The sequence below is a fragment of the Oxynema aestuarii AP17 genome (assembly GCF_012295525.1).
In the GTDB taxonomy this organism is placed as follows: domain Bacteria; phylum Cyanobacteriota; class Cyanobacteriia; order Cyanobacteriales; family Laspinemataceae; genus Oxynema; species Oxynema aestuarii.
Genome location: NZ_CP051167.1, coordinates 5070428 through 5094801 on the forward strand (window position 1 = coordinate 5070428; position 24374 = coordinate 5094801).

At 52.1% G+C, this 24374-nt stretch carries 16 protein-coding genes; 12 read left to right on the forward strand and 4 right to left on the reverse strand.

The genetic code is table 11. The annotated features are described in order from the left end of the window. Window positions 1-78 precede the first annotated feature (78 nt). Entirely contained in the window at window positions 79-6948 is a 6870-nt protein-coding gene (locus tag HCG48_RS20275; RefSeq protein WP_168570786.1) for a hybrid sensor histidine kinase/response regulator, read from the forward strand. A gap of 247 nt (window positions 6949-7195) precedes the next feature. Further along, window positions 7196-9079 (forward strand): two-component system response regulator, encoded by a 1884-nt coding sequence (locus tag HCG48_RS20280; protein WP_168570787.1) that lies wholly within the window; start codon window positions 7196-7198, stop codon window positions 9077-9079. 39 nt (window positions 9080-9118) lie between these two features. Here HCG48_RS20280 and HCG48_RS20285 read toward each other — a convergent pair whose 3' ends face one another. Further along, window positions 9119-10765, reverse strand: a complete 1647-nt coding sequence (locus HCG48_RS20285; RefSeq protein WP_168570788.1) for a hypothetical protein — start codon at window positions 10763-10765, stop codon at window positions 9119-9121. Window positions 10766-10961: 196 nt separating this feature from the next. On the opposite strand from HCG48_RS20285, the gene HCG48_RS20290 reads away from it, so the two are divergent. The 9 genes from HCG48_RS20290 (at window position 10962) to HCG48_RS20325 (ending at window position 21664) form a co-directional block, all read left to right on the forward strand. Next, window positions 10962-12740: a fatty acyl-AMP ligase gene (locus HCG48_RS20290; RefSeq protein WP_168570789.1), complete on the forward strand. Its 1779-nt coding sequence runs from the start codon at window positions 10962-10964 to the stop codon at window positions 12738-12740. Beyond that, window positions 12716-12910: a hypothetical protein gene (locus HCG48_RS25565; RefSeq protein WP_210437091.1), complete on the forward strand. Its 195-nt coding sequence runs from the start codon at window positions 12716-12718 to the stop codon at window positions 12908-12910. Before HCG48_RS20290 ends, HCG48_RS25565 begins: the two co-directional genes overlap by 25 nt. 39 nt (window positions 12911-12949) lie before the next feature. After that, the gene (locus HCG48_RS20295) at window positions 12950-13456 is read left to right on the forward strand and encodes a sterol desaturase family protein (RefSeq protein ID WP_168570790.1); all 507 of its coding nucleotides are present in this window, start codon (window positions 12950-12952) and stop codon (window positions 13454-13456) included. 239 nt (window positions 13457-13695) lie between these two features. Next, window positions 13696-15609: a fatty acyl-AMP ligase gene (locus tag HCG48_RS20300; protein ID WP_320415747.1), complete on the forward strand. Its 1914-nt coding sequence runs from the start codon at window positions 13696-13698 to the stop codon at window positions 15607-15609. 333 nt (window positions 15610-15942) lie between these two features. Continuing rightward, entirely contained in the window at window positions 15943-16116 is a 174-nt protein-coding gene (locus HCG48_RS20305) for a hypothetical protein (protein ID WP_168570791.1), read from the forward strand. Window positions 16117-16194: 78 nt separating this feature from the next. Further along, window positions 16195-17856 (forward strand): aminotransferase class I/II-fold pyridoxal phosphate-dependent enzyme, encoded by a 1662-nt coding sequence (locus HCG48_RS20310; RefSeq protein WP_168570792.1) that lies wholly within the window; start codon window positions 16195-16197, stop codon window positions 17854-17856. Beyond that, window positions 17856-18665 carry an SDR family oxidoreductase gene (locus tag HCG48_RS20315; protein ID WP_168570793.1) on the forward strand — a complete coding sequence of 270 codons (810 nt, stop codon included), beginning with the start codon at window positions 17856-17858 and terminating at the stop codon, window positions 18663-18665. The genes HCG48_RS20310 and HCG48_RS20315 overlap by 1 nt, the downstream gene beginning before the upstream one ends. A gap of 70 nt (window positions 18666-18735) precedes the next feature. Continuing rightward, a complete protein-coding gene (locus HCG48_RS20320) occupies window positions 18736-20370 on the forward strand; it encodes a glycosyltransferase family 39 protein (protein ID WP_168570794.1) in 1635 nt (544 codons plus the stop codon). 67 nt (window positions 20371-20437) lie between these two features. Further along, a complete protein-coding gene (locus HCG48_RS20325) occupies window positions 20438-21664 on the forward strand; it encodes an RNA-guided endonuclease InsQ/TnpB family protein (RefSeq protein WP_168570795.1) in 1227 nt (408 codons plus the stop codon). A gap of 15 nt (window positions 21665-21679) precedes the next feature. Here HCG48_RS20325 and HCG48_RS20330 read toward each other — a convergent pair whose 3' ends face one another. Beyond that, window positions 21680-22369, reverse strand: a complete 690-nt coding sequence (locus tag HCG48_RS20330) for a M15 family metallopeptidase (RefSeq protein WP_168570796.1) — start codon at window positions 22367-22369, stop codon at window positions 21680-21682. A gap of 41 nt (window positions 22370-22410) precedes the next feature. Beyond that, a complete protein-coding gene (locus HCG48_RS20335; RefSeq protein ID WP_168570797.1) occupies window positions 22411-23214 on the reverse strand; it encodes a TIGR00297 family protein in 804 nt (267 codons plus the stop codon). Between the two features lie 19 nt (window positions 23215-23233). Between HCG48_RS20335 and HCG48_RS20340 the strand changes: the two genes are divergently transcribed. Then, a complete protein-coding gene (locus tag HCG48_RS20340; protein ID WP_168570798.1) occupies window positions 23234-23671 on the forward strand; it encodes a VOC family protein in 438 nt (145 codons plus the stop codon). 89 nt (window positions 23672-23760) lie between these two features. Here HCG48_RS20340 and HCG48_RS20345 read toward each other — a convergent pair whose 3' ends face one another. Beyond that, window positions 23761-24204 (reverse strand): hypothetical protein, encoded by a 444-nt coding sequence (locus tag HCG48_RS20345; protein WP_168570799.1) that lies wholly within the window; start codon window positions 24202-24204, stop codon window positions 23761-23763. Window positions 24205-24374: the final 170 nt, after the last annotated feature.

A 24374-nucleotide genomic window follows, 5' to 3' on the forward strand; every position in this document is an offset into this window, starting at 1 on the left:
TTACCCTAGTAAAGCAAGCAATCGCCGATAGATTGCCCGTTACTCACACCTTATTTTCCCTGAAGTTCACCTCAGATTATGCTTTCTCTGCCTGGATATCGCAACTGTACTCCGATTTACGATAGTTCGAGTTCGCTGATTTATCGAGGATGGCAAATTGAAGGCGATCGCCCGGTTGTTATCAAATTACTTAAAGGTGCCCATCCCAGTCCTTCAGATCTCAGTCGCTACCAACAAGAATACGATATTATTCGCCATTTTCAAAATCCGGGGATCGTTCAAGCTTACGGTATCGAAAATCATCAAAATAGTCTCGCTATTATTTTAGAGGACTTTGGCGGCGAATCCCTACGAAAGCTGTTTCAAATCCAGTCTTTTACTCTGCTGGAGTCCCTCGAAATTACTTTAAAAATTGTGCGCGCTTTGGGAGTCATTCACCGCGCGGGAGTCATCCACAAAGATCTCAACCCGTCTAATATTATTTGGAATCAAGAACGAGATCTTTTGAAAATTATTGATTTTGGCATTTCGACGACGGTCGATCGCGAAACTCAGCCCCTTAGAAATCCCCACATTCTAGAAGGAACGTTAGCGTATATGTCCCCGGAACAAACCGGACGGATGAATCGCTTGTTGGACTATCGCACGGATTTTTATTCTCTCGGCGTAACCTTGTACGAATTGCTGACGGGTCAATTGCCATTTGTGGCGAGTGACGCGATCGAATTGGTTCACGCTCATTTAGCGAAAACGCCAGTTTCTCCCCATAAAATCCATCGCCAAATCCCGCCCGTTCTGGCGACGATTGTTTTAAAGCTATTGGCAAAAAATGCAGAAGATCGATATCAAAGCTGCGAAGGACTTGAAGCAGATTTACAACAATGTCGGCAGCAACTTTCAGAAACAGGGGAAATTAAAACCTTCGATCTTGCCCAAAACGATCGCGCCGATAAATTCCAAATTCCTCAAAAACTTTATGGAAGATCGCGAGAGATTCAAGGGCTAATTGATGCATTTATTCGCAGCACTTGCTTTCCCGAACGGGCGATCGCCACGGCGGGAACTCAGTTCGATCGCCCGCCGGGAGAACTCTTTTTAATTTCCGGTTATTCGGGAATTGGTAAAACCTCTTTAGTGCAAGAAATTTACAAACCGATTACCGAACGTCACGGTTATTTTATTTCGGGAAAATTCGACCCTTATCATCGCAATATTCCCTATAGTGCGATCGCCCGGGCTTTTTCGGATTTGCTGCGACAATTATTGAGTGAAAATGAAACCCAACTGAGTCAATGGCGCGATCGCCTGCGCACTACATTAGGGGATCTCGGCGGGGTTATCGCCGAAGTGATTCCCGAACTTGAATTAATTGTGGGAACTCAGCCGAAAGTTCCGGTTTTACCGCCTACAGAAGCGCAAAATCGCTTTAATCTTCTCTTTCAAAAGTTTATCCAAAGTTTTGCGCGATCGCCGCATCCGATCGTGCTATTTCTTGACGATTTACAATGGATCGATCTGGCAAGTTTGCAATTAATCGAGCGCTTAACTCTCGCACTGGAAAGCGGTTTATTCCTAATTGGAGCTTATCGCGATCGTGAAGTATCGCCAACTCATCCTTTAACCGGGATGTTAAACAAATTACAAGAAGCGGGAGCAAGAATCAATAGTATTCATCTCGAACCTTTGCAGCTAGAAGATATCAATCATTTAATTGCCGAAACTTTAAATTCTCCGCCCGCTTACTGTCTGCCTTTAGCTGAATTAACGGTTGCCAAAACTCAAGGAAATCCCTTTTTTGTCAGCGAATTCCTCAAGGCATTGTACGACGATCGCCTCCTCTATTTCGACCGCGAGAGTCGCCGTTGGCAGTGGGATTTTAAGGAGATTCAAAAGCGAGAAATTACCGATAATTTAGTCGAACTGCTTTCGGGACAAATTCAGCGTTTTCCCCAAAAGACTCAAACCTTATTAACCACAGCCGCCTGTATCGACAATCCTTTCGATCTAGCCACTTTAGCACATATTTGCGAGCAATCGGAGACGGAAACGATCGCCGATCTCAATCCGGCGATCGCCCGAGGTTTGTTATTTCCCCTCGGCAATTTAAAAGCATGGGAATTTGCCGTCAAACAAGGGCAAGGCGATCGCATTTCTATCCCAGAATGTAAGTTCGCTCACGATCGCATCCGCCAAGCAGCTTACAGTTTGCTCTCGGAAGGCGATCGTCAACAATTACATGAAAAAATCGGCTTATTTTTGCTGAAAAATACGCCGGAAGATCGACGAGAAGAACATATTTTTAAAATCGTCAATCACCTCAATCTCGCTATGCTTCCCGTCGGCGATCGCCAACGCCGACAACAGCTTGCCAAACTGAATTTAATCGCAGGCAAAAGAGCTAAAGCTACAGCCGCTTATCAAAGTGCTTTTACTTATCTAACAACGGCGATCGATCTGCTCGCAACAGAGAGCTGGGAAAGCGATTATGAGTTGACTTTAAATCTCCACATTGAAGCGGCAGAAACGGCTTATGTCAGTGGAGATTTCGAGCGCATGGAAACGTGGGTACGGATCGTGGGCGATCGCGCGCGTACCCTCCTCGATCGCGTCCGCGCCGACCAAATTTTAATTCAAGCTTATGCGGCTCAAAATCGCTTGACCGAAGCCATACAAACTGCCTTGAATCCTTTACAATTGCTCGGAATTCATTTACCAGAAAATCCGACCCCCGAAGCGATTGAAGCAGAATTATTAGAAACATTTACGCTCTGGGAAGACCGAGAGATTGCCAGTTTGATCGAGCTGCCTGCGATGGAAGATCCTTATAAATTGGCAGCTTTGCGCTTGTTATCGGGTATTTTTTCGCCGTGTTTTCGAGCAATGCCGCAGTTGTTGCCTTCGGTCGTTTTTAACCTATTCCAGTTGTCAATTTGTTATGGGAATGGGTTTATTTCTCCTTACGCTTATGCGACTTATGGTTTAATTTTATGCGGAATAGTCGGCAACATAGAGGCGGGCTATCAATTTGGTAATTTGGCGTTAAATTTATTGGAGCGATCGCCGACAAAAGAGATTAAAACGCGAACTTCGATGGTGGTCAATAACAATATCCGCCATTGGAAAGAGCCAATCCGCGCGACGATCGAACCGTTGAGGCAATCCTATAATAGTGGTTTGGAGACGGGAGATTTAGAATACGGTTCTTATGCGATTTTAAATTATTGCGCTCACGGTTATTTTGCGGGGCAAAATTTGGAAAAACTCCAGTCAGAGATTAGCAGTTATGCCCGAGCGTTAAAACAATTCAAACAAGAAACAGCCTTCAATCATTTGTGTTTGTACGGGCAAGCCATTGCCAATTTATGCGACAATATAGACGAGACGATCGCCCCGGCTTGGGAGTTAGAAACAGGGGAGTCGGCGCGGGAAGCGATCGCCCAAATTATCGCGGCGAACGATCGCAGTGGAGCTTGTAAAATTTACCTGCACCAACTCATTCTCAGCTATCTATTCGATCGCCCCGACGAAGCCCTCGAAAATGCCGATCGTGCCGAATCTTATCTCGATGGAGAAACGGGAACGTTCGTGATTCCGCTATGCTATTTTTATTCGGCTTTAGCCCGCTTAGCGGTGGCGCGTCACGACGAAGACAGTGCGCGATCGCCCCAACTGGAAAGAGTCAGAGAAATTCAGCAAAAATTACAAACTTGGGCGGGTTTTGCGCCGACGAACCACTTGCATAAATGGGAATTAATCGAAGCCGAATTACAAGCATTACTCGGTAACGATCGCGCCGCTACGGATGCTTACGATCGCGCGATCGAAGGGGCAAAAAGCGGAGAATTTTTCCAAGAAGAAGCCCTCGCCAACGAACGCGCGGCCCTGTTCTATTTAAACCGAGGAAAATCCAAAATTGCCCGGGCTTATTTGGAAGATGCGCGCTACGGTTATCTACGGTGGGGAGCTTTACACAAAGTAGCTTACTTAGAGCGTCAACATCCGAGCCTACTGGGGCGATCGCCGTCGGAAACCTCCTCGTCAACGACTCACTCCCTGTCTACTACCGGGTCTCAGACGACGGAAGCCCTCGATTTAAATACGGTAATGAAGGCGTCTCAAGCCCTATGCGGGGAAATCGTCCTCGATCGCCTTTTGGCGAAATTGATGCAAATTATTTTAGAAAATGCGGGGGCGCAGTTGGGCGGCTTAATCCTCGAAGGAGAGAGGGGATTGGCGATCGAGGCGTGGGGAGAAGTCCAGGGCGATCGGGTGGCAGTGCGTCAGGGAATTGCCCTCGAAACGAGCGATCGCCTGCCGATTTCGCCGATTCATTACGCGATGCGAACTGGGGAAACAGTGGTGTTAGCGGATGCGGCCCAAGAGTCGATGTTCGCCGGAGATCCTTATATTCAGCGCTACCAACCCAAATCGATTTTATGTATGCCCATTCAAGGGCAAGGTCAGGCGATCGGAGTTTTATACCTAGAGAATAACTTGGCAACGGGAGCGTTTACGCCGCAACGGCTGGCGGTCTTGGGTCTGCTGACCGCACAGGCGGCGATTTCGATCGAAAATGCGCGGCTTTACGACCGTCTCGGGGATTATTCGCGCACCTTAGAACTAAAAGTGAGGGAGCGCACGGAACAACTCCGCCGAGAAATCAGCATTCGGGCGGCGACAGAAGGGGCGTTGCGGGTTTCTGAAGAAAAGTTTTCTAAAGCATTTCGGTCCAGTCCCGACGCGATCGCCCTCACCCGCTTGTCCGACGGACGCTATCTCGACGTGAACGAAAGTTTTTCTCTACTCACTGAATATAGCCGCTCCGAGGCGATCGGTCGCACGCCGGGAGAGTTAAATTTGTGGGTCGATCCCGAAATGCCCCAGTTCGTGAGACAGCGATTGCAAGAAGACGGCGCAATTCGCAATTGCGAGATCGCCTACCGCAGCCAATCCGGCAAAATTCGCACGGTGTTGCTCTCCGCCGAACGGATTCGAGTGGGGGGAGAAGAATGCTTGTTGGCGGTGAGTAAAGATATCAGCGATCGCAAGGCGGCGGAAGAACGATTGCGACGCAGCGAGGCATCGTTGGCGACCGCTCAGGAAATCGCTCACATCGGCAATTGGGAGTTTGACGTCGGCAGCGAAACGATCGCGTGGTCTGCGGAGTTGCTGCGGATTTTCGGCTTCGGAACCCACGATCCGGCGCCGACCTTAAGCGAGCATTTGCAGCAAATCCATCCCGAAGATTTGCCCTTGTGGAAAAAAACGGTTTCCGAGGCGATCGCCCGAGGAACTTCGTATCAATTCGATTTTCGGATCGTGCGATCGGACGGGGCGATCCGCCATCTCGAAGCCCGAGGGCAAGCGGTTCGCGACGGGACGGGGAAGGTGGTGCGCCTGTTGGGGACCGCCATGGACATCACCGAACGCAAACAAGCCGAAGCGGCGATCGAACAGGCTAAAGAGGCGGCAGAAGCGGCCAATCGGGCGAAAAGTGAGTTTCTGGCGAATATGAGTCACGAGTTACGCACGCCCCTCAATGCGATTCTCGGCTTTACTCAACTGATGGAAAAACTCTTGCGCGACGATCGCCCGAGTTCGATGTCGCAAGTGCGCGAATACGTCGGGATTATCAGCCGTTCGGGAGAACATTTACTCGCCTTAATTAACGACGTTTTAGAAATGTCGAAAATTGAAGCGGGTAAAGTCATTCTCAATTCCACGAGTTTCGACCTTTATCGTTTGCTCGACAGTCTCGAAGAAATCTTTCAATTGCGTGCGGGGGAACGCGGGTTGCAACTGATCTGCGATCGCGATCCGACCGTTCCCCAATATTTGCGAACCGACGAAAATAAACTACGTCAAGTCCTGATTAACTTACTCGGCAATGCGATTAAATTTACCGAAAACGGCAGCGTCACCCTGCGCGTCAGTCCCACCGATTGCCCGAATTTGAGCGACATTCCCGAATCGTTACACGCCCGCCCCGATACCTACTGTCTCCAGTTCCTGGTTGAAGATACCGGACCGGGGATCGCCCCAGAAGAACTCCCTGGCTTATTCGATCCGTTCGTGCAAACAGAAACCGGGCGACAATCCCAACAGGGAACCGGATTGGGGTTGCCGATTTCTCGAAAATTCGTGCAACTGATGGGCGGCGAGATCCGGGTTCGTTCGACGGTGGGACGGGGAACCGCGTTCGAGTTCGACATAGAAGCCGAACCTGCGCACCCTTCGGAGATCGTCGCCGAGGGACCTACCCGACAGGCGATCGCCCTAGCCCCCCATCAAGGCCCCTATCGTATTTTAATTGCCGAGGATCGGTGGGCGAATCGGCAATTGTTGCTCAAACTGCTCGAACCGTTGGGATTTGAAGTGCGCGAAGCCGTCAACGGTCGAGAGGCGGTGGAGATTTGGGAAGCGTGGCAACCCCATTTAATTTGGATGGATATGCGAATGCCCGTGATGGACGGTTACGAAGCTACTCAACAGATTAAATCTCATCTGAAAGGACAGGCGACGGTGATTATCGCCCTCACCGCGAGTGCGTTTGACGAAGAACGGGCTCTGGTGTTGTCGGCGGGGTGCGATGATTTCGTCCGCAAACCGTTTCGGGAGGAGACGATTTTAGGCAAAATTGCCGAATATTTGGGGGTGGAGTACGTTTACGAGGAAGTGGCCGATCGCGAGGGCGATCGCCCGCAAAGCGAAGTGTTGCCGAGGGCTGCGAGTCTCGATCGCGCCGCGTTGGCGGTGATGCCTGAGGAGTGGGTGGCCCGCTTGCACGAACGGGCGCAACAACTCGATGCGGAACTGATCGAGGAATCGATCGCCGAAATTCCGCCAGAATCGGGGGATTTAGCCCGGGCGATCGCCCAATTGGTCGAAAATTTTCGCTTCGATCGCCTCGTCGAGTTAACCGAACCAGAGACGGACCGATCGAGTTAGGATACGGCGATGGAAGCGGCGACGGGATCGGAATTTCGCCAATTTCCGCACGACCCGATAAGATCTAAAGTCTAAGGCGGTTTGCAGGGGAAATCGCGATCGCCCACCATCGCTCTACCCCAGAAAGGTCGAGAAATTCGGGCGATCGCCATCGATAAAATTCAACCTTGAAATGCGATCGGCGATTTCACAATTTTTCTGGGATTTATTACCATCGGGACTCTAACTCGACACTCAACAGCCAGTTATGAATAGCGATCGAGGGGATACATGGAAAGCCAACATCTTAATTGTTGACGATACACCGGAAAACTTGCGTTTGTTATCGGCAGCATTGATGGAACGCGGCTATAAAGTCCGCAATGCGATTAGCGGTCGCATGGCCTTGATGGGAGCCAAAGCCGCCCCGCCGGATCTGATTCTGCTCGATATTAAAATGCCGGATATGAACGGTTACGAAGTCTGTCGCCGTTTGAAAGAAGATCCGCAAATGCACGAAATTCCGGTGATTTTTTTGAGCGCTTTAGATGCGGTCTTCGATAAAGTCAAAGCGTTTACCGTCGGCGGAGTCGATTACATCAGCAAACCGTTTCATTTAGAAGAAGTGTTAGTCCGGGTCGAAAATCAACTGACCATTCGCAAGGCAAAAGCACAAGTGCGCCAACTCAACAGCGAACTCGAACGGCGCGTCCACCAGCGTACCGCCCAACTGCAAGCCGCCAATCAAGAGTTAGAACGGCAAATCAGCGAACGCCAGCGCATCGAACAGAAGCTGATTTATATGGCCTCTCACGACGCCCTCACCGGACTGCCGAATCGGACGTTATTTTTGAAACAGTTAGAAACGGCGATCGCCCGGACCGAGCCCGACCGAGAGGACTGCTTTGCGGTGTTGTTTCTCGACTGCGATCGCTTTAAAGTGATTAACGACTCCCTCGGTCATTTATTCGGCGATCGCCTCCTCGTCGCGATCGCCCGACGCTTGCAAGAACTCCTCGATCGCTCCGTTCCCCACCCCAACGATAACCTCAACACTCTCGCCCGCTTGGGGGGTGACGAGTTCACGATTTTACTCGATCCGATCGCCGATCTCACAGCAGCCACCGAACTCGCCGAAACCATTCAAAGCGCGCTGACCTTACCCTTTCAACTCGACGATTACGAAGTTTTTATCAACGTCAGCATCGGGATCGTCCTCGGTTGTTCCACCTACACCCAACCGGAACACGTCCTGCGCGATGCGGATAATGCCATGTATCGCGCCAAAGCCCTCGGAAAAGCGCGCTATCAAGTTTTCGACCGACACATGCACCAGCGCGCCGTCACCTTATTGCAACTCGAAACCGACCTGCGCCTCGCGATCGAACGGGAAGAATTCGTCGTCTACTACCAACCGATCGTCTCCTTACAAACCCGCAAGATCGAGGGTTTTGAAGCCCTCGTGCGCTGGGAACATCCCAAACGCGGTTTTATTTCCCCCGGAGAGTTTATTCCCGCCGCCGAAGAAACCGGGGCGATCGTTCCGATTGGCTTGCTCGTTTTGCGTCAAGCCTGTCACCAACTCCACCAATGGCAAAATCAATGTTTGCTCGACACGCGCTCGTCCCTCGCCGAAGAATTGAGCATCAGCGTCAACTTGTCCGTCAAACAGTTTTCTCAAGCGAATTTAATCGAAAAAATTGATGAAATCCTCGGCGAAACCAACCTCAACAGTTGCCGCTTGAAATTAGAAATTACCGAAAGCGCGATTATGGACAATCCCGAAGCCGCAAACAAGGTTTTACAAAAACTCAGACAACGTCACATTCAACTATGTATCGACGATTTCGGCACCGGATATTCGTCGTTGAGTTATTTGCACCATTTTCCCGTAGATAGTTTAAAAATCGATCGCTCCTTTATTCGCCGCTTGCAGGAAGGGAATAAAAACTTAGAAATTGTCACGGCGATCGTTACTTTATCCCAAAATTTGGCCATGCAAGTCGTCGCCGAAGGGGTCGAAACTGCCACCCAAGCCACCATGCTTAAAAATTTGGGGTGTGAATTCGGACAAGGTTACTTTTTTGCTAAGGCGATCGACGCGGCGACTGCCGAACAACTCTTATTTTCTCCGCCAAATTGGCAATTTTAAATCAATTTAAGATTAATTTAAAATTAAAACATAGCCCTATTAAAACCGCCGTTCTACTCGCAACACGTCCCCGGGAGAAAGAGATTGGACGCGATCGCTCAAATCCAACCACGGCTGTAATTGACCGGGTTGAAACGTGCGACTCATCACCACATAAATCGACGTTTGATCGGCGCCAATTCCCACCGCTTTAACCCCGTTCCAAGAATCCGCAATCAATTCATCGATAATTTCCCACTGCTGACCGTTCCAACGCAAACGACGGATAAAGTCAAATGGAGCCTTATTTTTCCCCGTAATCAACATTTTTTGTAAAATCCGCCGAATCAAATTCGGGAAAAAACGACCGAAACTCAACATTACCGAACGCAAAACGATCGCCTTGAACGGCGTCATTTGTTGCTGTTTCGCCCAGCCCAACTTTCCTTGAATTAAGATTTCATCTTCGCGAACTTCTACCTCGTAGTCATCGACCAAATGACCGACGGCATTTTTAAACTTTTTCCCTTTCAATACTTTGACAGAAAACTGCGTATCTGAAAGCAGTAATTTCCCATTTTTAAAAAGTTTAAACACTCCCCCTTTATTCAGAGCTAAATAAAGCTCGACATCGGGGGTCGGACGATCGCCCGCCAAAGTCGCATCTTGCACTCCTTCATCCCGAGTCATCCGGCGATCGATTAATAATTTTGCCTGTTTCAACCAGACGCGACCCGCTCTCCCACGGAGAGATTCGGGACGTTCCGGGACGAAATCGCGCCAAGCCAGTAAATAATTCCACGTATGATGTCCGAGGATGCGATCGTCCGCATAACACGGACCCAACCCCCGGTCTAATCCTTGTAAAAAGCGATCGTTAATTTGCAAAGCAACAGGGATTTCTCGCCCCATGACTTCAAAACCGTGGGGGAAGAAATTATAAGTATTGCGGCTGGTATATTCGCCGCCATAAGACCCGTCGGGATGGACGAATTGAGCTGCTAATTCGATCGCCTTTTCTAAAACTTGTTTGAGGCGATCGTCCGGTCTACTTTGATAAACTTGTGCCAAACAAGAAATCGTCAGGGTATGATAGCCCGGATCGCAGCCTTCATATTCTTGAAACCAACCTTCCTCATTTTGCCAGGAAAACACCCGTTCCAGCCGTTTTGCTTTCGCCCGATCCCATCGGTCAGTTTGTAACAACGCGCCGACTCGTTCCAAACATAAAACAATTAAGGCTTGATGGTTCGTGAGTTGTCCGCTTTCGTGATGGTCTGCCAACCAATTAGCGCGCCGTTCAAAAAACTTGAGAACTTCGTAGTTATCTAGATCGAATAATTGATAACTTTCCACGCAAGCGAGCAAGGAAAAGGCGGCAGCCCCCGCCGCACGTTCGTAAGGAAAATAGTCATCGCAAGACCCATTGGCATGAGCGCTACGCGCCGCGTAAATGATGCCTGCTTCGACCCATGCGCGCAGGTTTTCTTGATGGTAAAATGGGTTGTCCGCGATCGCGCTATGGTAAGCCAGCGCCAGGGGCCAGACGAATTCTTGAGACATCCCACTGGGGAAATCGACCACTTTGTAATGCCAGAAGGTGCGATCGAAACAGCCATAGGTCGGACTGTGGGGATTGCGATCGCACAAGGTTAAAATTTTAGGGATTTGTTGGAGGGCTAACCGAGCAAAGATATCTTTATTCATTTTAGATTTTAGATTGAAGAATTTTAGATTGAAGAATTTTAGATTTTAGCTTGAGAGGGTAAAGTTTTTGTTTAAATTCCTGACTTACGCCCTTGACCTCTTGGCTTGACCCCAACTCCTTACTTCCTTCCAGCGTTGCTCTAGATGACAGTAAGGGGCTAGAATATCATGCGGTTTAACGGAGTGGTGGGAAACCTTGCAGCAGTTTTCGACATTAATCGAGTTACTGCGCGATCGCGCGCAACGACAAAGCGAGCAAACAGGCTACATCTTTCTCTCGGATAGCGAAACGGAATCGGGACATCTAACTTACGCCCAACTCGACGATCGCGCGCGGGCGATCGCCGTCGCCTTACAAGAAAAAGTTTCCCCCGGTTCTCGCGCTTTACTGCTTTATCCCTTTTCAGACGGTTTGGAATTCGTTCCCGCCTTTTTCGGCTGTCTGTATGCCGGAATCGTCGCCGTGACGACCTATCCGCCCCGTCCCAACCAATCCCTCGAAGGCTTTGAGGCGCGCGTCACCTCCTCGGAAACGACGATCGCCCTGACGACCCAAGCCCTCCTCGATTTGATTCGAGGGAATTTGCCGAAAGATTCTCCCCTGGCGTCCATTCACTGGATCGCCACCGACACCCTCTCCACCGATACGGCCCATCAGTGGCACCCTCCCGAGGTCGGCGCCGATACCCTGGCGTTTTTACAGTACACCTCCGGGTCTACGGGAACGCCGAAAGGGGTGATGGTCACTCACCGCAACATTCTCCACAATTCCGAAGCGATTTATCGCGGCTTCGACCATAACGGCGACAGTCGCGGGGTGATTTGGTTGCCTCAATATCACGATATGGGCTTGATTGGCGGCGTCATTCAACCCGTTTACGGTGGATTTCCCGTCGTGTTGATGTCGCCGATGACCTTCTTGCAAAAACCGTTCCACTGGTTGCAGGCGATTTCGCGCTACCGGGCCACCACCAGTGGCGGTCCCAATTTTGCTTACGATTTGTGCATCCGTTCGGTTACCGAAGAACAGAAACAGCAACTGGATTTGAGCTGTTGGCAGGTCGCTTTTAGCGGCGCCGAACCCGTGCGGGCCGAAACCCTCGATCGCTTCACCGAGGCATTTGCACAGTGCGGGTTCCGTCGCGAAGCGTTTTATCCCTGTTACGGGATGGCGGAAACGACCTTATTAGCGTCGGGAGGGTTGAAGTCGGAAGCCCCGATCGTGCGCCATCTAGACGGCGCCGCCCTCGACGAGCATCGCGTCGTCCCGACGGATCCCTCTAACCCCCAAGGGCGGGCGGTGGTCAGTTGCGGGCGCACCTGGTTGGGACAGGAGATCGCGATCGTCGATCCGGACACCTTGCAGCGTTGCGATCGCGATCGCGTCGGCGAAATTTGGGTCGCGGGGGAGGGAGTCGGTCGCGGCTACTGGAACCAACCGGAACAGAGCGATCGCACTTTCAATGCGTACCTCGCCGATACGGGAGAAGGCCCGTTTTTACGTACCGGGGATTTCGGCTTTCTCGACGATGGCGAACTGTTCGTCACGGGTCGGCTCAAAAATATGATGATCGTTTGGGGACGCAATCACTACCCGCAAAATATCGAGTTGACCATGCAACAGAGTCATCCGGTCTTGCGTCTCAATGGCGGCGCCGCCTTTAGTCTCGATCGCGGCGGCGAGGATCATCTCGTGGTGATTAACGAAGTAGAACGCACGGCCCTGCGACAGCTCGACCCGGAGGAAGTCATCGGCGCCATCCGCATCGCGATTCTCAAACAACACGAAATCCAACCCTCGGCGGTGGTCTTGGTCAAGCCGGGAAGCACGCCGAAGACATCGAGTGGCAAAGTGCAGCGTCACGTTTGCCGCGATCGCTTTTTGGCGGGGACGTTGCCTGTCGTGGCGGAATGGCAAGACTTTGAAGCCGATCGCACGGAAATTTTGCAATGGTTGGCGCGCTCGAATCGTTAGGGAGGGATCCGAGAAGGGTAACCGTAGGGTGCGGCGATCGGGCGATCGGTTCCGGTGGCAAATTTTGCTTTGGGATTGCCAAGTTTCGATCGCCTTATAGGGCGATGCGATCGCGTAGCGACGCCGGAGGCGTATCGCGCGATCGATATGCTAGGGTGAGCCTGAGTTAATCAATATCTTTATTAAATTGCCATTTTTCAGGAGGTTATATGGTCGCCTTCAGTGAGGTTGCCGAACTTGTCGCCTGGTTTTTACTGGCATTTATGTTCGCCAGTTTGGTCGAATATTGGATGCACCGACTCATGCACCAATATCCCAAATTGTGCCAGTTTCATGCGGAACATCACCGCCGCAACGAAGCACAAGGGGTTTTAGGAGAATTTATCGATTATTTGAAGGGCGGTTTAATCTTGATGGTGCCGCTCTTTTTATATTCTCGGGGAGTGGGCCTTATTTGGTTTTGCGGAACCTTTTGTTATGGCATCTTTGCCGCCTTTGCCCATCAGTTACAACACGAAAATCCCACCCGGTGTTTCTGGATGAAAATGCCCGTCCATTACGTACATCATCGTTACCATCAATGGCATCATAATTTCGGTTTGGGTCTCGATCTGTGGGATCGGGTTTTCCGAACTTACCAGCCCGTCGAATGGTTCGCCGAAGCGGGGGCCAACCGGGGATCGGATCGCCCTTGGTTTCGGGTGCGCTGGCAGTAGGGATCGCTGCGCGGCGATCGCCGCCCATTCAAGCACTTTCAAAAATTTTCAAAAAAATGTCTGCAACTCTCTCTTTAGATTTTCGGTTAACGGGTTTAAAAATTCGAGTTACAATTGAGAGTTAAACTTCAGATTTAAATTCGTGAAGATTGCTCTGCCGATCTGTTTTAGAGAACGTCGCCATTCGATAACCGGAATCGAAGAGATCTCCGGGAGGCTCCGACGTCAAAAAAACTTTGATGCCGGAAAGTTCGCGTGCGGACTCACCTCAAAAAGATTCTGACGAACTGCGATACGCCTCCGGCGTCGCTACGCGAACGGATCGTGCGATCGAAACGGGCGTCAAACCATTAACGCGCATCTGCTATTTTTTGATGACTTATTCAGACTGTACCCAGACCTTCGAGACCTTAGTTGACCTGCTTCGCTACCGGGCCGTCCACCAAGCCGACCGAACCGCTTATACCTTCCTCGTCGATGGCGAAAACGAGAGTCTTTCCCTGACTTACGCCCAATTGGATCGGGTCGCCCGGGCGATCGCCGCCGAAGTGCAGGGTAAACTCGATCCGGGCGAACGGGCCTTACTCCTCTACCCCCCCGGACTCGACTACATCGCCGCCTTTTTCGGCTGTCTGTACGCCGGGGTCGTCGCAGTTCCGGCGTACCCTCCCCGTCCGAATCGTTCCCTGTACCGCTTGCAGGCGATCGCGGAAAACGCCCAAGCCTCCCTCGCCTTAACCGTTTCGCCGATTTTAACCAATATCGAACGCCGGGTAGACCGCGCGCCCGAACTCGACTGTCTGCACTGGATTGCCAGCGATCTCCTCCAATTGGCGCGATCGCACGACTGGCAAACCCCCGACCTCGACGGCGACAGTCTCGCCTTTCTCCAATACACCTCCGGGTCTACCGCCACCCCCAAAGGCGTCCGCATCGGACACGGCAACCTGTTGGCGAACTTAGAGCGCATCCAGCAGGCGGCGGGGCTCTCGGAACAGACTATCGGCCTGTTTTGGCTGCCTCCCTATCACGATATGGGCTTGATCGGCGGCATCTTGCAACCCCTCTATACCGGATGTCCGACGATCTTGATGTCGCCGTTGATGTTTTTACAAAACCCCTGGCGCTGGTTGAACGCGATCTCGCGCTATCGGGCCAATACCAGTGGCGGCCCCAATTTCGCCTACGACTTTTGCGCCCGCAAAATCGCCCCGGAACAGTTGGAACACCTCGATTTGAGCTGTTGGGAAATTGCCTTCAACGGCGCCGAACCCGTCGCCGCCGAAACCCTGGATCGTTTCAGCAAAACCTTTGCCCCGTGCGGTTTCCGCCGCGAAACCTTCTATCCGTGTTACGGCATGGCGGAAGCGACCTTGATGATTTCCGGCGGCGACAAACAGGGACATCCGGTCTGTCAAACCGTGGACGCGGCAGCCTTAGAACAAAACCGGGTGGTTCCGACCGACGACGATCGCCCGGGAACCCGCACCCTGGTCGGTTGCGGTCGCACCTTGGCCGATCAAATCGTGGCGATCGCCCATCCAGAAACCCTGACACGCTGCGCCGAGGGCGAAATCGGCGAAATTTGGGTGCGCGGTCCGAGTGTCGCCTCCGGCTATTGGAACAACCCACAAGCCACCCGGGACAGCTTCGAGGCGTATTTCGCCGATACCGGGGAAGGGCCGTTTTTACGCACGGGAGATCTGGGTTTTGTCGATCGCCACGGCGAAGTATTCGTCACCGGACGACTCAAAGACCTGATTATCGTCAACGGACGCAATCACTACCCCCAAGATATCGAACGGCTGGTCGAACGGGTTCACCCCCTAATCCGACCCAGTTGTTGCGCCGCCTTTTCCATCGACGCCGATGGCGAGGAACGCTTGGTCGTCGTCGCCGAAGTCGAACGCCGCTACCACCAACTGCAACGTCAAGCCACCGCCACCGTCGCCACCGACGACACCGGAACCGAGATCGCTAAAGAAGTCATTCAAGCCATCCAAGGGGCGATCTCCCGAGAGTTCGACTTGCCCGTTTATACAGTCGAATTGCTCAAAGTCGGCTCGATTCCGAAAACCTCAAGCGGTAAAATCCAGCGTCACGCTTGTCGGGCCGAGTTTCTCGCGGGCCGTTTGGAGGCGATCGCCCCTTGACGGTCAACAGTCCCTCGCGCCCCCTCTCCCCCGAGGTCCGATCCGTCGATTGCCAAGGCTTCAAAGATCTTTTGCGCCATCGCGATTCGGGGGGGAAATTGCCGATGGAACGGCTAGAAACCACAAAATCTCTAAAATGAAAAATATCAGTTTCTGCATGGAGCTTTGGCTTGCCCTTCGATCGCGTCCGGGCAAAACCAAGCAGTGAAAAGGATATTCTCACGGGGATTTAATGGGGTTGCGATCGGGCCTTTCCGAGCCGCAACCTAGCTTGAACGTGCTAAAAATGTATTTCATGTCCCCCATTAATTTGTTTCCCAATCGAGATCGATGATGCTGACGACTTCAGTCGCTTCATGGCAAAATAAGCCTCAATCCTTCGGGGACGGGGCGATCGACAGCAATGGTGGCGACCGAACGAACGTCAACGGACGATTCGATGCCTTTCAAAACCCGTCAAATCGGAACTGCAAACGTTCCCAGACGGCAAAAGGCAAAAACCACTAAGCGTTAGAATAACTCCTCACGCAGTGCCACCCCTGAAACTGAGTGATTTTGAGTTTAATTGGTATGGAGAACTAAAACATGAATCTCTTGAATCAGCTCTGGAGTCAGGAAGACAGCCAACTCCCTCGCACCGTTTCCCCAGAGTCGGATCGGCCCGTCAACCCCGCCCAGTCTGGTGCAAATGCCCGAGTCATCGAATCTTGGTTGGTCGAACAACTGGCTCGCCGACTGGAGTTGAGCGCCGATCGCATCGACGTCCACAAACCCCTGACCGATTACAACCTCAACTCCCTCGAAGCCATTAATCTGTCCGGCGATTTAGAAAGCTTCCTCGGACGCAGGCTGTCCCCAACCTTGTTATGGGACTATCCCAATATCGAAGCTCTCGCCACCCATCTCGCCAACGAAATCGACAATCCCCACAGCCTCGGCGAACTGCACGTCGAAGCCCTCCCCAACGGTTCGCCGACGAGTCCCACCCCCTCGGACGAGATTTCCCCGGACTATTACCGTTTCGATCGCTTTCCCGAATATCAGAAACTCAGCCAGCAGCTCTTGCAAATCGAAGCTTTGGGTCTGGGAAGCCCTTTTTTTAGCGTTCACGAACGGATCGCCAACGATACCACGACCATCGACGGACGCGAACTGATCAACTATTCCTCTTATAACTATTTGGGGATGTGCGGCGATCCGGCGGTGTCTGAGGCGACGAAAGCGGCGATCGACCGCTACGGAACCTCCGCTTCCGCCAGTCGCGTCGCCTCGGGAGAACGGGTCATCCATCTCGAATTAGAAAGAGAACTCGCCGCGTTTATCGGCGTAGACGATTGTATCGTCTACGTCGGCGGTCATGCCACCAATGTCACGACGATCGCCCACCTGTTCGGAGAAGGGGATTTAATCGTTCACGACGCCCTCAGTCATAACAGTATCTTGCAAGGGTGCGAACTCTCCGGCGCCAGAATTATCGCTTTTCCCCACAACGACTGGCAGGCCCTCGATACCCTCTTGCAACAGCGCCGCCACCAGTTCAGACGGGTGTTGATCGCGATCGAAGGGGTTTATAGTGCCGATGGCGATATCCCCAACTTGCCGGAGTTCGTCGCCGTCAAAAAACGCCACAAAGCTTTCCTAATGGTCGATGAAGCTCACTCGATCGGCGTGCTGGGAACTCACGGTCGCGGTATTGGCGAGTATTTTGGCATCGACCCCCACGATGTGGACTTGTGGATGGGAACCCTGAGCAAGTCGTTTGCCAGTTGTGGCGGCTACATCGCCGGGTGTAAGGCGGTGGTGAAATATCTCAAATACACGGCTCCCGGGTTTGTCTACAGTGTGGGGATGTCGCCGCCGAATACTGCCGCCGCGTTGGCGTCGATTCGGGTCTTGCGGGAGGAACCGCACCGGGTGGGGCGCCTGCACGATCGCGCTACTTTGTTTCGGCAGTTGGCGCGCGATCGCGGTCTGGATACGGGAACGAGCGAAAATTCTTCCGTCGTACCGATTGTGGTGGGCAATTCGTTGATGTCGGTGAAGCTGTCTCAAGTGCTGTTCCATCGCGGGATTAATGTCGGGCCGATGTTTTATCCAGCCGTACCCCATAATGCCGCACGGCTGCGCTTTTTTATCAGTTGCACCCACACGGAAGCGCAAATTCGCGAAACGGTGGCGATCGTCGCCGAAGAATTGGCCAAACTCAAACAGGAAACGAGTTTGCCCGAGTTGAACGGTCACGGGTGATGGTAGAGGGTGTCCATTTTCACGGGTTGATTACAGGAGGATCGAGCGGTATCGGCTTGAGCGTCGCCCGCTTGTTGGTCGGTCGCGGCGCCAGCGTGTCCCTGCTGGCTCGCGATCGCGCCAAACTCGCCGCCGCCCGGGCCGCACTCGAAGCGGTCCGTACTGACGCCACGCAACACATCCGCACCTTTGCCGTCGATGTCAGCGATCGCGCCGCCCTCGACGGAGCCGTTTTGGAGGCGATCGCCGCCCTCGGTCCGCCGGATCTGGCCGTCGCTTCTGCCGGAATCGCCCGCCCGGGCTATTTTCACGAGTTGCCCCCGGAAGCGTTCGAGCGCGCGATCGCGGTCAATTATTTCGGCAGTCTCTACACCGCCCGCGCCGTCTTGCCCTCCATGCGCGATCGCGGTCGCGGTCATCTTGTATTCGTCTCCTCCGGCGCCGGACTGATCGGCATTTACGGCTACAGTGCTTACGCGCCGAGCAAATTCGCGGTTCGCGGTTTGGCGGAATCCTTACGCCCCGAACTGCGCGGGACCGGGGTGTCCGTCTCCGTCGTCTATCCTCCCGATACGGATACGCCCCAACTGGCTGAGGAAATGAAAACCAAACCCCCCGAAACTCGACGGATTACCGCCACCGCTCAAACTTGGTCCGCCGAAGCGGTCGCCGCCGCCATTTTACGCGGGGTAGACCGCCAGCAGTTCGCGATCGCTCCCGGTCTCGAAATGACCTGGCTCAACCGCTTGCACAGCCTCTTATTTCCCCTCTTAAACTGGTATTTCGATCGCCTTGCAGCTCCCCGCTAACCATCGGTTCGCCTATTGGTAACCGCCCCACTCCCCGACTCTCTCCGACAGCCTCGCTCCTCGATCTGACATGAAACTGCAAGGATACTATCATAAATCCCTCTTACTCTTCATCGCTTTAACTGTCGCGATCGGTATTTTTTTTCGGTTTTACAATTTAGATAAAAAAGTTTATTGGATTGACGAAATCCACACCTCCGTCCGGGTCGTCGGCTATCAAAAAACAGAATTCGTCGATCGCGCCCCCACGAACCAAATTATCACCCGGGACACCCTCCATCAATTCCAAACCCTCTCCCCCGAACGAGGCTGGGGCGATACGGTGGAAGCCCTAGCCGGGAATGCCGAACATACCCCCATTTACTATTTATTATGTCGGCTGTGGATGGAGATCTTTGGCAGTTCCCCCACGGTCACCCGGTCTCTAGCCGCACTCATTAGTCTGTTCGCCTTTCCCGCCATTTATTGGCTCTGTTGGGAACTATTTCGATCGCCCCCGGTCGGCGCGATCGCGATCGCCCTGCTCGCCGTTTCTCCCCTGCAGGTTCTCTACGCCCAAGAAGCCCGCCAATATAGTTTATTTGTCGTTACTACCTTAATTTCCAGTGCCGCCCTGTTGCGATCGTTGCGACAGCCTCACTGGAAAAACTGGGCGCTTTACACTCTGACAGTCATCGTCGCCCTTTACTCCCATTTAATTTCTATTTTAGTAATTTTCGCTCATGGAATTTATGTTTTATTCTTCTCTAAATTCTTTTCTAAACAGTGGTTGACAACTCATCTAAAACCCTATTTAATCGCGGCGATCGCCGGAGGAATCCCCCTGATTCCCTGGGGCATCATTTACTTTCTCAACTCCAGTCGGGTCGGGAGTTGGTTGGGTCGCAACATTCCGACCTTGGCATTAGTTCGCCGTTGGTTTATTAACCTATCTTCGTTAATTTTAGACGTTCAAATCGGCACCCAACAACGGCTCTTCGATGTCGAACTCGGACGGGATGCGGCCTTAAATTTTGCCAATCCGGCGATTTATGCGATTCCGGCGGTGACGATGTTAGTGATTTACGCCCTTTATCGGGTCGTCCGCGAAACGCCGCAACAGACCTGGGGCTTTATCGCGATCGCGATCGCCGTTCCCGGTTTGACCCTGATGTTACCGGATCTCTTCTCCGGCGGACAGCGATCGGGGGTCGCCCGCTATCTATTCCCCTCCTACGTATCGATCCAGATCGCCTTAGCCTATTTATTCGCCCGTCGTCTCCAAGGTTCGCCCCCCCCTTGGCGGTATTTCTGGCGCGGACTATTGGCCCTGGTCTTGACGGCGGGGGTGCTTTCTTGTGCGGTCAGTTCCCAAGCCCAAACCTGGTGGAATAAGTACAGTTGTTATTACAATGCCGAGGTGGCGGCGATCGTCAATCGCTCCCCAAATCCTCTCGTCGTCAGTTCCCAAGCGCGGGTCAGTCGCCTCGCTTCCCTCAGTTATCTCCTCGGGCCTCACACCCGCTATATGTTAGCGGCGGAGGGGGAAATCCCGAAGGCGATCGATCGCGAAGGGGAGATCTTTTTATTTCGCCCGTCACAAGCGCTTTTCGATCGCCTCCAGGCGGAACCGCGCTATGAATTAAAACCAGTGCATCGTTTCGGTCACATCTGGCGGGTGGATTTAACAATGGGAGCGGGAATTCCCCGATTCTACCGAAGGTGAATCGGGGGATGAAAGCGACTCTTCGGCAAATCAGTGATAATCTTATCATCTGGCTATATCGGCGATAATGTTCAAGGCGTACAAATACCGCATCTATCCAACCCACGAGCAACAAGCGACTTTAGCCAAGAGCTTTGGTTGCTGTCGTTGGTATTGGAACTATGCGTTAAATTTGTGCCAAGAGACTTATCGAGCGACCGGAAAAGGTCGATCGAGGGGTGATCTTCAGGGATTATTACCTGCCCTCAAAAAGGAATACCCTTGGCTTAAAGAAGGCGTCTATTCCCAATGCTTGCAAGTCGTGGCGTTGAACTTATCAACCGCTTATCGAAACTTCTTTGAGAAACGGGCAAAATTACCCCGATTCAAATCCAAGCAGGGAAGGCAATCTATCAGTTATCCTCAAAATGTTAAGTTTGAGGGAAATTACATCAAACTGCCTAAAGTTGGGTTAGTGCGTTGTCGTCAGCATCGAAGTTTTGAGGGAAAAATCAAAACTGTAACCCTCTCCAAAAATCCAGATGGTAAATATTATGCTTCAGTTTTGGTAGAGGGTAAAAAAGAACCTCCCCTCCTCTCAACTGAAGGAAAAGCAATTGGCATTGATTTAGGGCTGACCGATTTTGCAATTACCAGTGAGGGGTCGAAATATAATAATCCCAAGCATTTTGATAAACACGCGCGAAACCTAAAAAGAAAACAGCAAAAACATGCTCGAAAAAGGAAAGGCAGCAATAACCGCAATAAATCGCGGGTAAAAGTTGCTAAGATTCACGCCAAAATAAGTCGCTGTCGTGAAGATTTTCTCCACAAGCTATCCCGTAAGATAGTGAACGAAAACCAAGTGATTGTGGTCGAATCCCCCCTAACCCCCCTTAATAAGGGGGGAACTAAAGGGGGGATAGGCATGGTTCGCAATCACAAACTCGCCAAAGCGATTAGTGATGTCGGTTGGGGGATGTTTTGTACGATGTTAAAGTACAAGGCTGAATCAGAAGGAAAAGTGTATCTAGAAGTCGATCGATTTTTTCCTTCTTCTAAAACTTGCCATGCATGTCTCAATCAAATCAAAAGCTTGTCTCTTGATGTAAGAAGTTGGACTTGCGAACATTGCCAAACTCGTCATGACAGGGATATCAATGCCGCCATTAATCTCAAAAATGAAGGCTTACGGATATTAGAGTTAGGGACTAGCTCTACTGCCCTTGGAGGGGATGTAAGACGAGGTGGTAGAACTTCAGTTCTATCTAGCGCAGTCCCCAGTGAAGAGGGAAGCCGCTATTGTAATCTTTGATTCAATAGCGGTAGTTCACTCGACCCCACCGTAGCGCGCGACTGAAACATTGCGCAACCACGCCCACATTTGATCCCCGAGGCAGAAGTGCCACCACTCGTTCGGATGGCGGCAGAATCCCACTCCGTGCAAGATGGCGTGCAGGTGTTCGCGGTTGGCGTGGTAGTCCCGTTCGAGGGGATCGTCGCTGTCGGCGAAGTGGTTGGGATAGGAACGCGGCGAAATTTCGTCAATCGGCGATCCCATATCTGCCGGATCGCCGATCGGGTCGAGCAAGGTGACATCGACGGCGCCCCCGGTACTGTGGGGCGGTGGGGTCGCCGGGTCGCGGTTCGGCTGTGCCCAGAATTGATAGACTTCGGCGAGGAGGGCTTGACGCTGTTGTTCGTCGAGCGATCGCCCGTCCAATCCCCGCAATCGCGCCAGTTGGGCGAAACTGTAATCGACCATAAACTGCTGGACGGCGATCGGGCGGTAGGCATCGAAAATCTGAATCCGCCAACCGGGGCGATCGCGCTCTAACTGGCTTTGAGCTTCCAAAAGGGCGGCGAGCACCCCTTCACGGACGAAAAAGGGGGAGCGATCGCCGTAAGGCGCCCCGAGTTGTTGGTAGGGATGGGGGGAAACCACCGCGAGGCGATCGCGCGGAATCGGAACGAGGGGTTCGCCACAGTCTCGAATCGGTATTTTTTGATAAGGTTTCATGCAGCAGTGACTTGATTTCCGTGGGCTGATTCGGATTCGGGTTAACTCAAAAGCGGGCGCAAACTCTGCCACGCGATCGCCAGGGCGATCGCCGAACTCGCCCCAATGGCGGTATTGATGCCGTTGACGACTTCATTGGTCATCCAGTCCACCTTGCCCTGAACCGTCGCCCCGATCGCACTTTCCGCATTCGTCGCGATAAATGCAGCAATCACGCAAAATAACACCCCGGTGCCGTCGATTAAATTCACGGCCCAGCCGAGGACGGCGATCGCGATCGATCCGCCCATTCCCGCCAAGGTTCCTTCTAAACTGACCGCCCCTTCCGTTCCCGGCGCCACGGGTTTTAACGTCGTAATCAAAAAAGTGCGCCGACCGTAGACTTTACCCACTTCACTCGCCACCGTATCCGAGAGCTTCGTGCTGAAACTGGCCACGTAAGCGAGCAGTAACAGGGCGATCGCCCCCTGCGCCGAGGGCGCCAGTAACCGCAGTGCCAACACGCCAAAAGCACAGAGTATGCCCGTCAGCGCCGAACCCCAGACATTTTCCGGCCCTCTAGCCCCCGATCGCTTTTCCGCAATTCCTGCCGCTTCTTTCTGGGCCATTCCCACCCGGGTCACCGCCGAACCGACGAGGAAATAGAACATTACCACCGCATAACCGCGCCAGTCGAGAATCCCCCACACCGCAATCCCCAAAATCCAGGCGTGAACCATCCCGGCGGGAGTTAACAGCTTTTTAGGAATGGCATAGGCGATCGCTAACAATACCGTATTCAACGGCACCGCGACCAACCACGGCGAGAACGAGGAATAATGAAATAAGAATTCCGAAGCATTCATGTTCAGTTCGAGTTGTCCTATGAATAACGTTATCTTTCATCTTGCCTTTCCCGTGAGCGATATCGCTCAAACTAAACAATTTTACGCCGAAGGTTTGGGTTGTAACATCGGACGCGAAACCCCATCCTCGGTCATTCTCAATCTCTACGGCCATCAATTGGTCGCTCACGTCACTCGCGAGTCCCTCCACCCCCAAAAAACCATTTACCCCCGTCACTACGGCATTATCTTCCAAAATGAAAGGGATTGGGAAGCCCTTTTAGAACGGGCAAAAACTCAAAAATTACACTTTCGCGAAACCGAGAAACGCCGTTTTATCGGATCTACCGTCGAGCATCGCACGTTTTTTTTAGAAGATCCGTTTTATAACGTTTTGGAGTTTAAATATTATTGCCATCCCGAGGCAATTTTTGGCGCCCGCGAATTTCTAGAAGTCGGCGATCCCGTCGAAGCGTGAAGCAATTTTAGGGTTGAGAATTTAGATTTGAGATGGAGGGAGTCTTGTTGCGAAAGCGGTCAACCTCCCCGCATGACGGACTCCCTCACTCAATCGATCCGATCTCTAATCGCCGCAACCAACGCCTCCGGTTCGTCCGTTCCGATGCGAAAATGCTGACCCGAAGTGAATGTAATTTCCACTGCATCGAGTCCGGAAACGTTGAACATCCAGCCACGGGGCGTGTAGCGAATTCCCCACCCATACCACCAGTGATTGCGAACGGCGATCGCATTTGTAATCTGTTCGATCGCAAATTCTTTGCGAATCCAACCCGGACCAAACCAACAGCGAAGATACTGAGAATCGACTTCAACGGTGAGGGTTCCAAAAACAAGAGCGACAATTAACAAACCGAGAACGGTAAATCCCGCGATCGTCCCCGATTGGCGATCGATAAACCAAATAACCGTCATCAAAAGAGTAACCGCCAAGAGAACCCATAAAATCGTGCTTCCGATTTGGGTATGTTTGTAAAACATAGTTGTTGTCATCCTATGTTTTCCTCCAACTGTTTAAAAATAGAATAAAAAACCTTTCCCCCTAATTTATAGCATTTTTTAGGAGAGCATTCCTCAAGTTCCTAAGATCCAAACTCTATCGGTCGTTCTTGTGGAAACACCGAATCCACCCACGGACTTCGGAAGTAAGCGACGATCGCATC

Coding starts and splice junctions, on each gene's coding strand:
- HCG48_RS20330 (WP_168570796.1), bottom strand. CDS start 22,369: ATGAAACCTTATCAAAAAATACCGATTCGAGACTGTGGCGAACCCCTC.
- HCG48_RS20315 (WP_168570793.1), top strand. CDS start 17,856: ATGGTAGAGGGTGTCCATTTTCACGGGTTGATTACAGGAGGATCGAGC.
- HCG48_RS20310 (WP_168570792.1), top strand. CDS start 16,195: ATGAATCTCTTGAATCAGCTCTGGAGTCAGGAAGACAGCCAACTCCCT.
- HCG48_RS20280 (WP_168570787.1), top strand. CDS start 7,196: ATGAATAGCGATCGAGGGGATACATGGAAAGCCAACATCTTAATTGTT.
- HCG48_RS20320 (WP_168570794.1), top strand. CDS start 18,736: ATGAAACTGCAAGGATACTATCATAAATCCCTCTTACTCTTCATCGCT.
- HCG48_RS20275 (WP_168570786.1), top strand. CDS start 79: ATGCTTTCTCTGCCTGGATATCGCAACTGTACTCCGATTTACGATAGT.
- HCG48_RS20305 (WP_168570791.1), top strand. CDS start 15,943: ATGCTGACGACTTCAGTCGCTTCATGGCAAAATAAGCCTCAATCCTTC.
- HCG48_RS20335 (WP_168570797.1), bottom strand. CDS start 23,214: ATGAATGCTTCGGAATTCTTATTTCATTATTCCTCGTTCTCGCCGTGG.
- HCG48_RS20325 (WP_168570795.1), top strand. CDS start 20,438: ATGTTCAAGGCGTACAAATACCGCATCTATCCAACCCACGAGCAACAA.
- HCG48_RS20340 (WP_168570798.1), top strand. CDS start 23,234: ATGAATAACGTTATCTTTCATCTTGCCTTTCCCGTGAGCGATATCGCT.
- HCG48_RS20300 (WP_320415747.1), top strand. CDS start 13,696: ATGCCGGAAAGTTCGCGTGCGGACTCACCTCAAAAAGATTCTGACGAA.
- HCG48_RS20345 (WP_168570799.1), bottom strand. CDS start 24,204: ATGACAACAACTATGTTTTACAAACATACCCAAATCGGAAGCACGATT.
- HCG48_RS20295 (WP_168570790.1), top strand. CDS start 12,950: ATGGTCGCCTTCAGTGAGGTTGCCGAACTTGTCGCCTGGTTTTTACTG.
- HCG48_RS20285 (WP_168570788.1), bottom strand. CDS start 10,765: ATGAATAAAGATATCTTTGCTCGGTTAGCCCTCCAACAAATCCCTAAA.
- HCG48_RS25565 (WP_210437091.1), top strand. CDS start 12,716: ATGGTTGGCGCGCTCGAATCGTTAGGGAGGGATCCGAGAAGGGTAACC.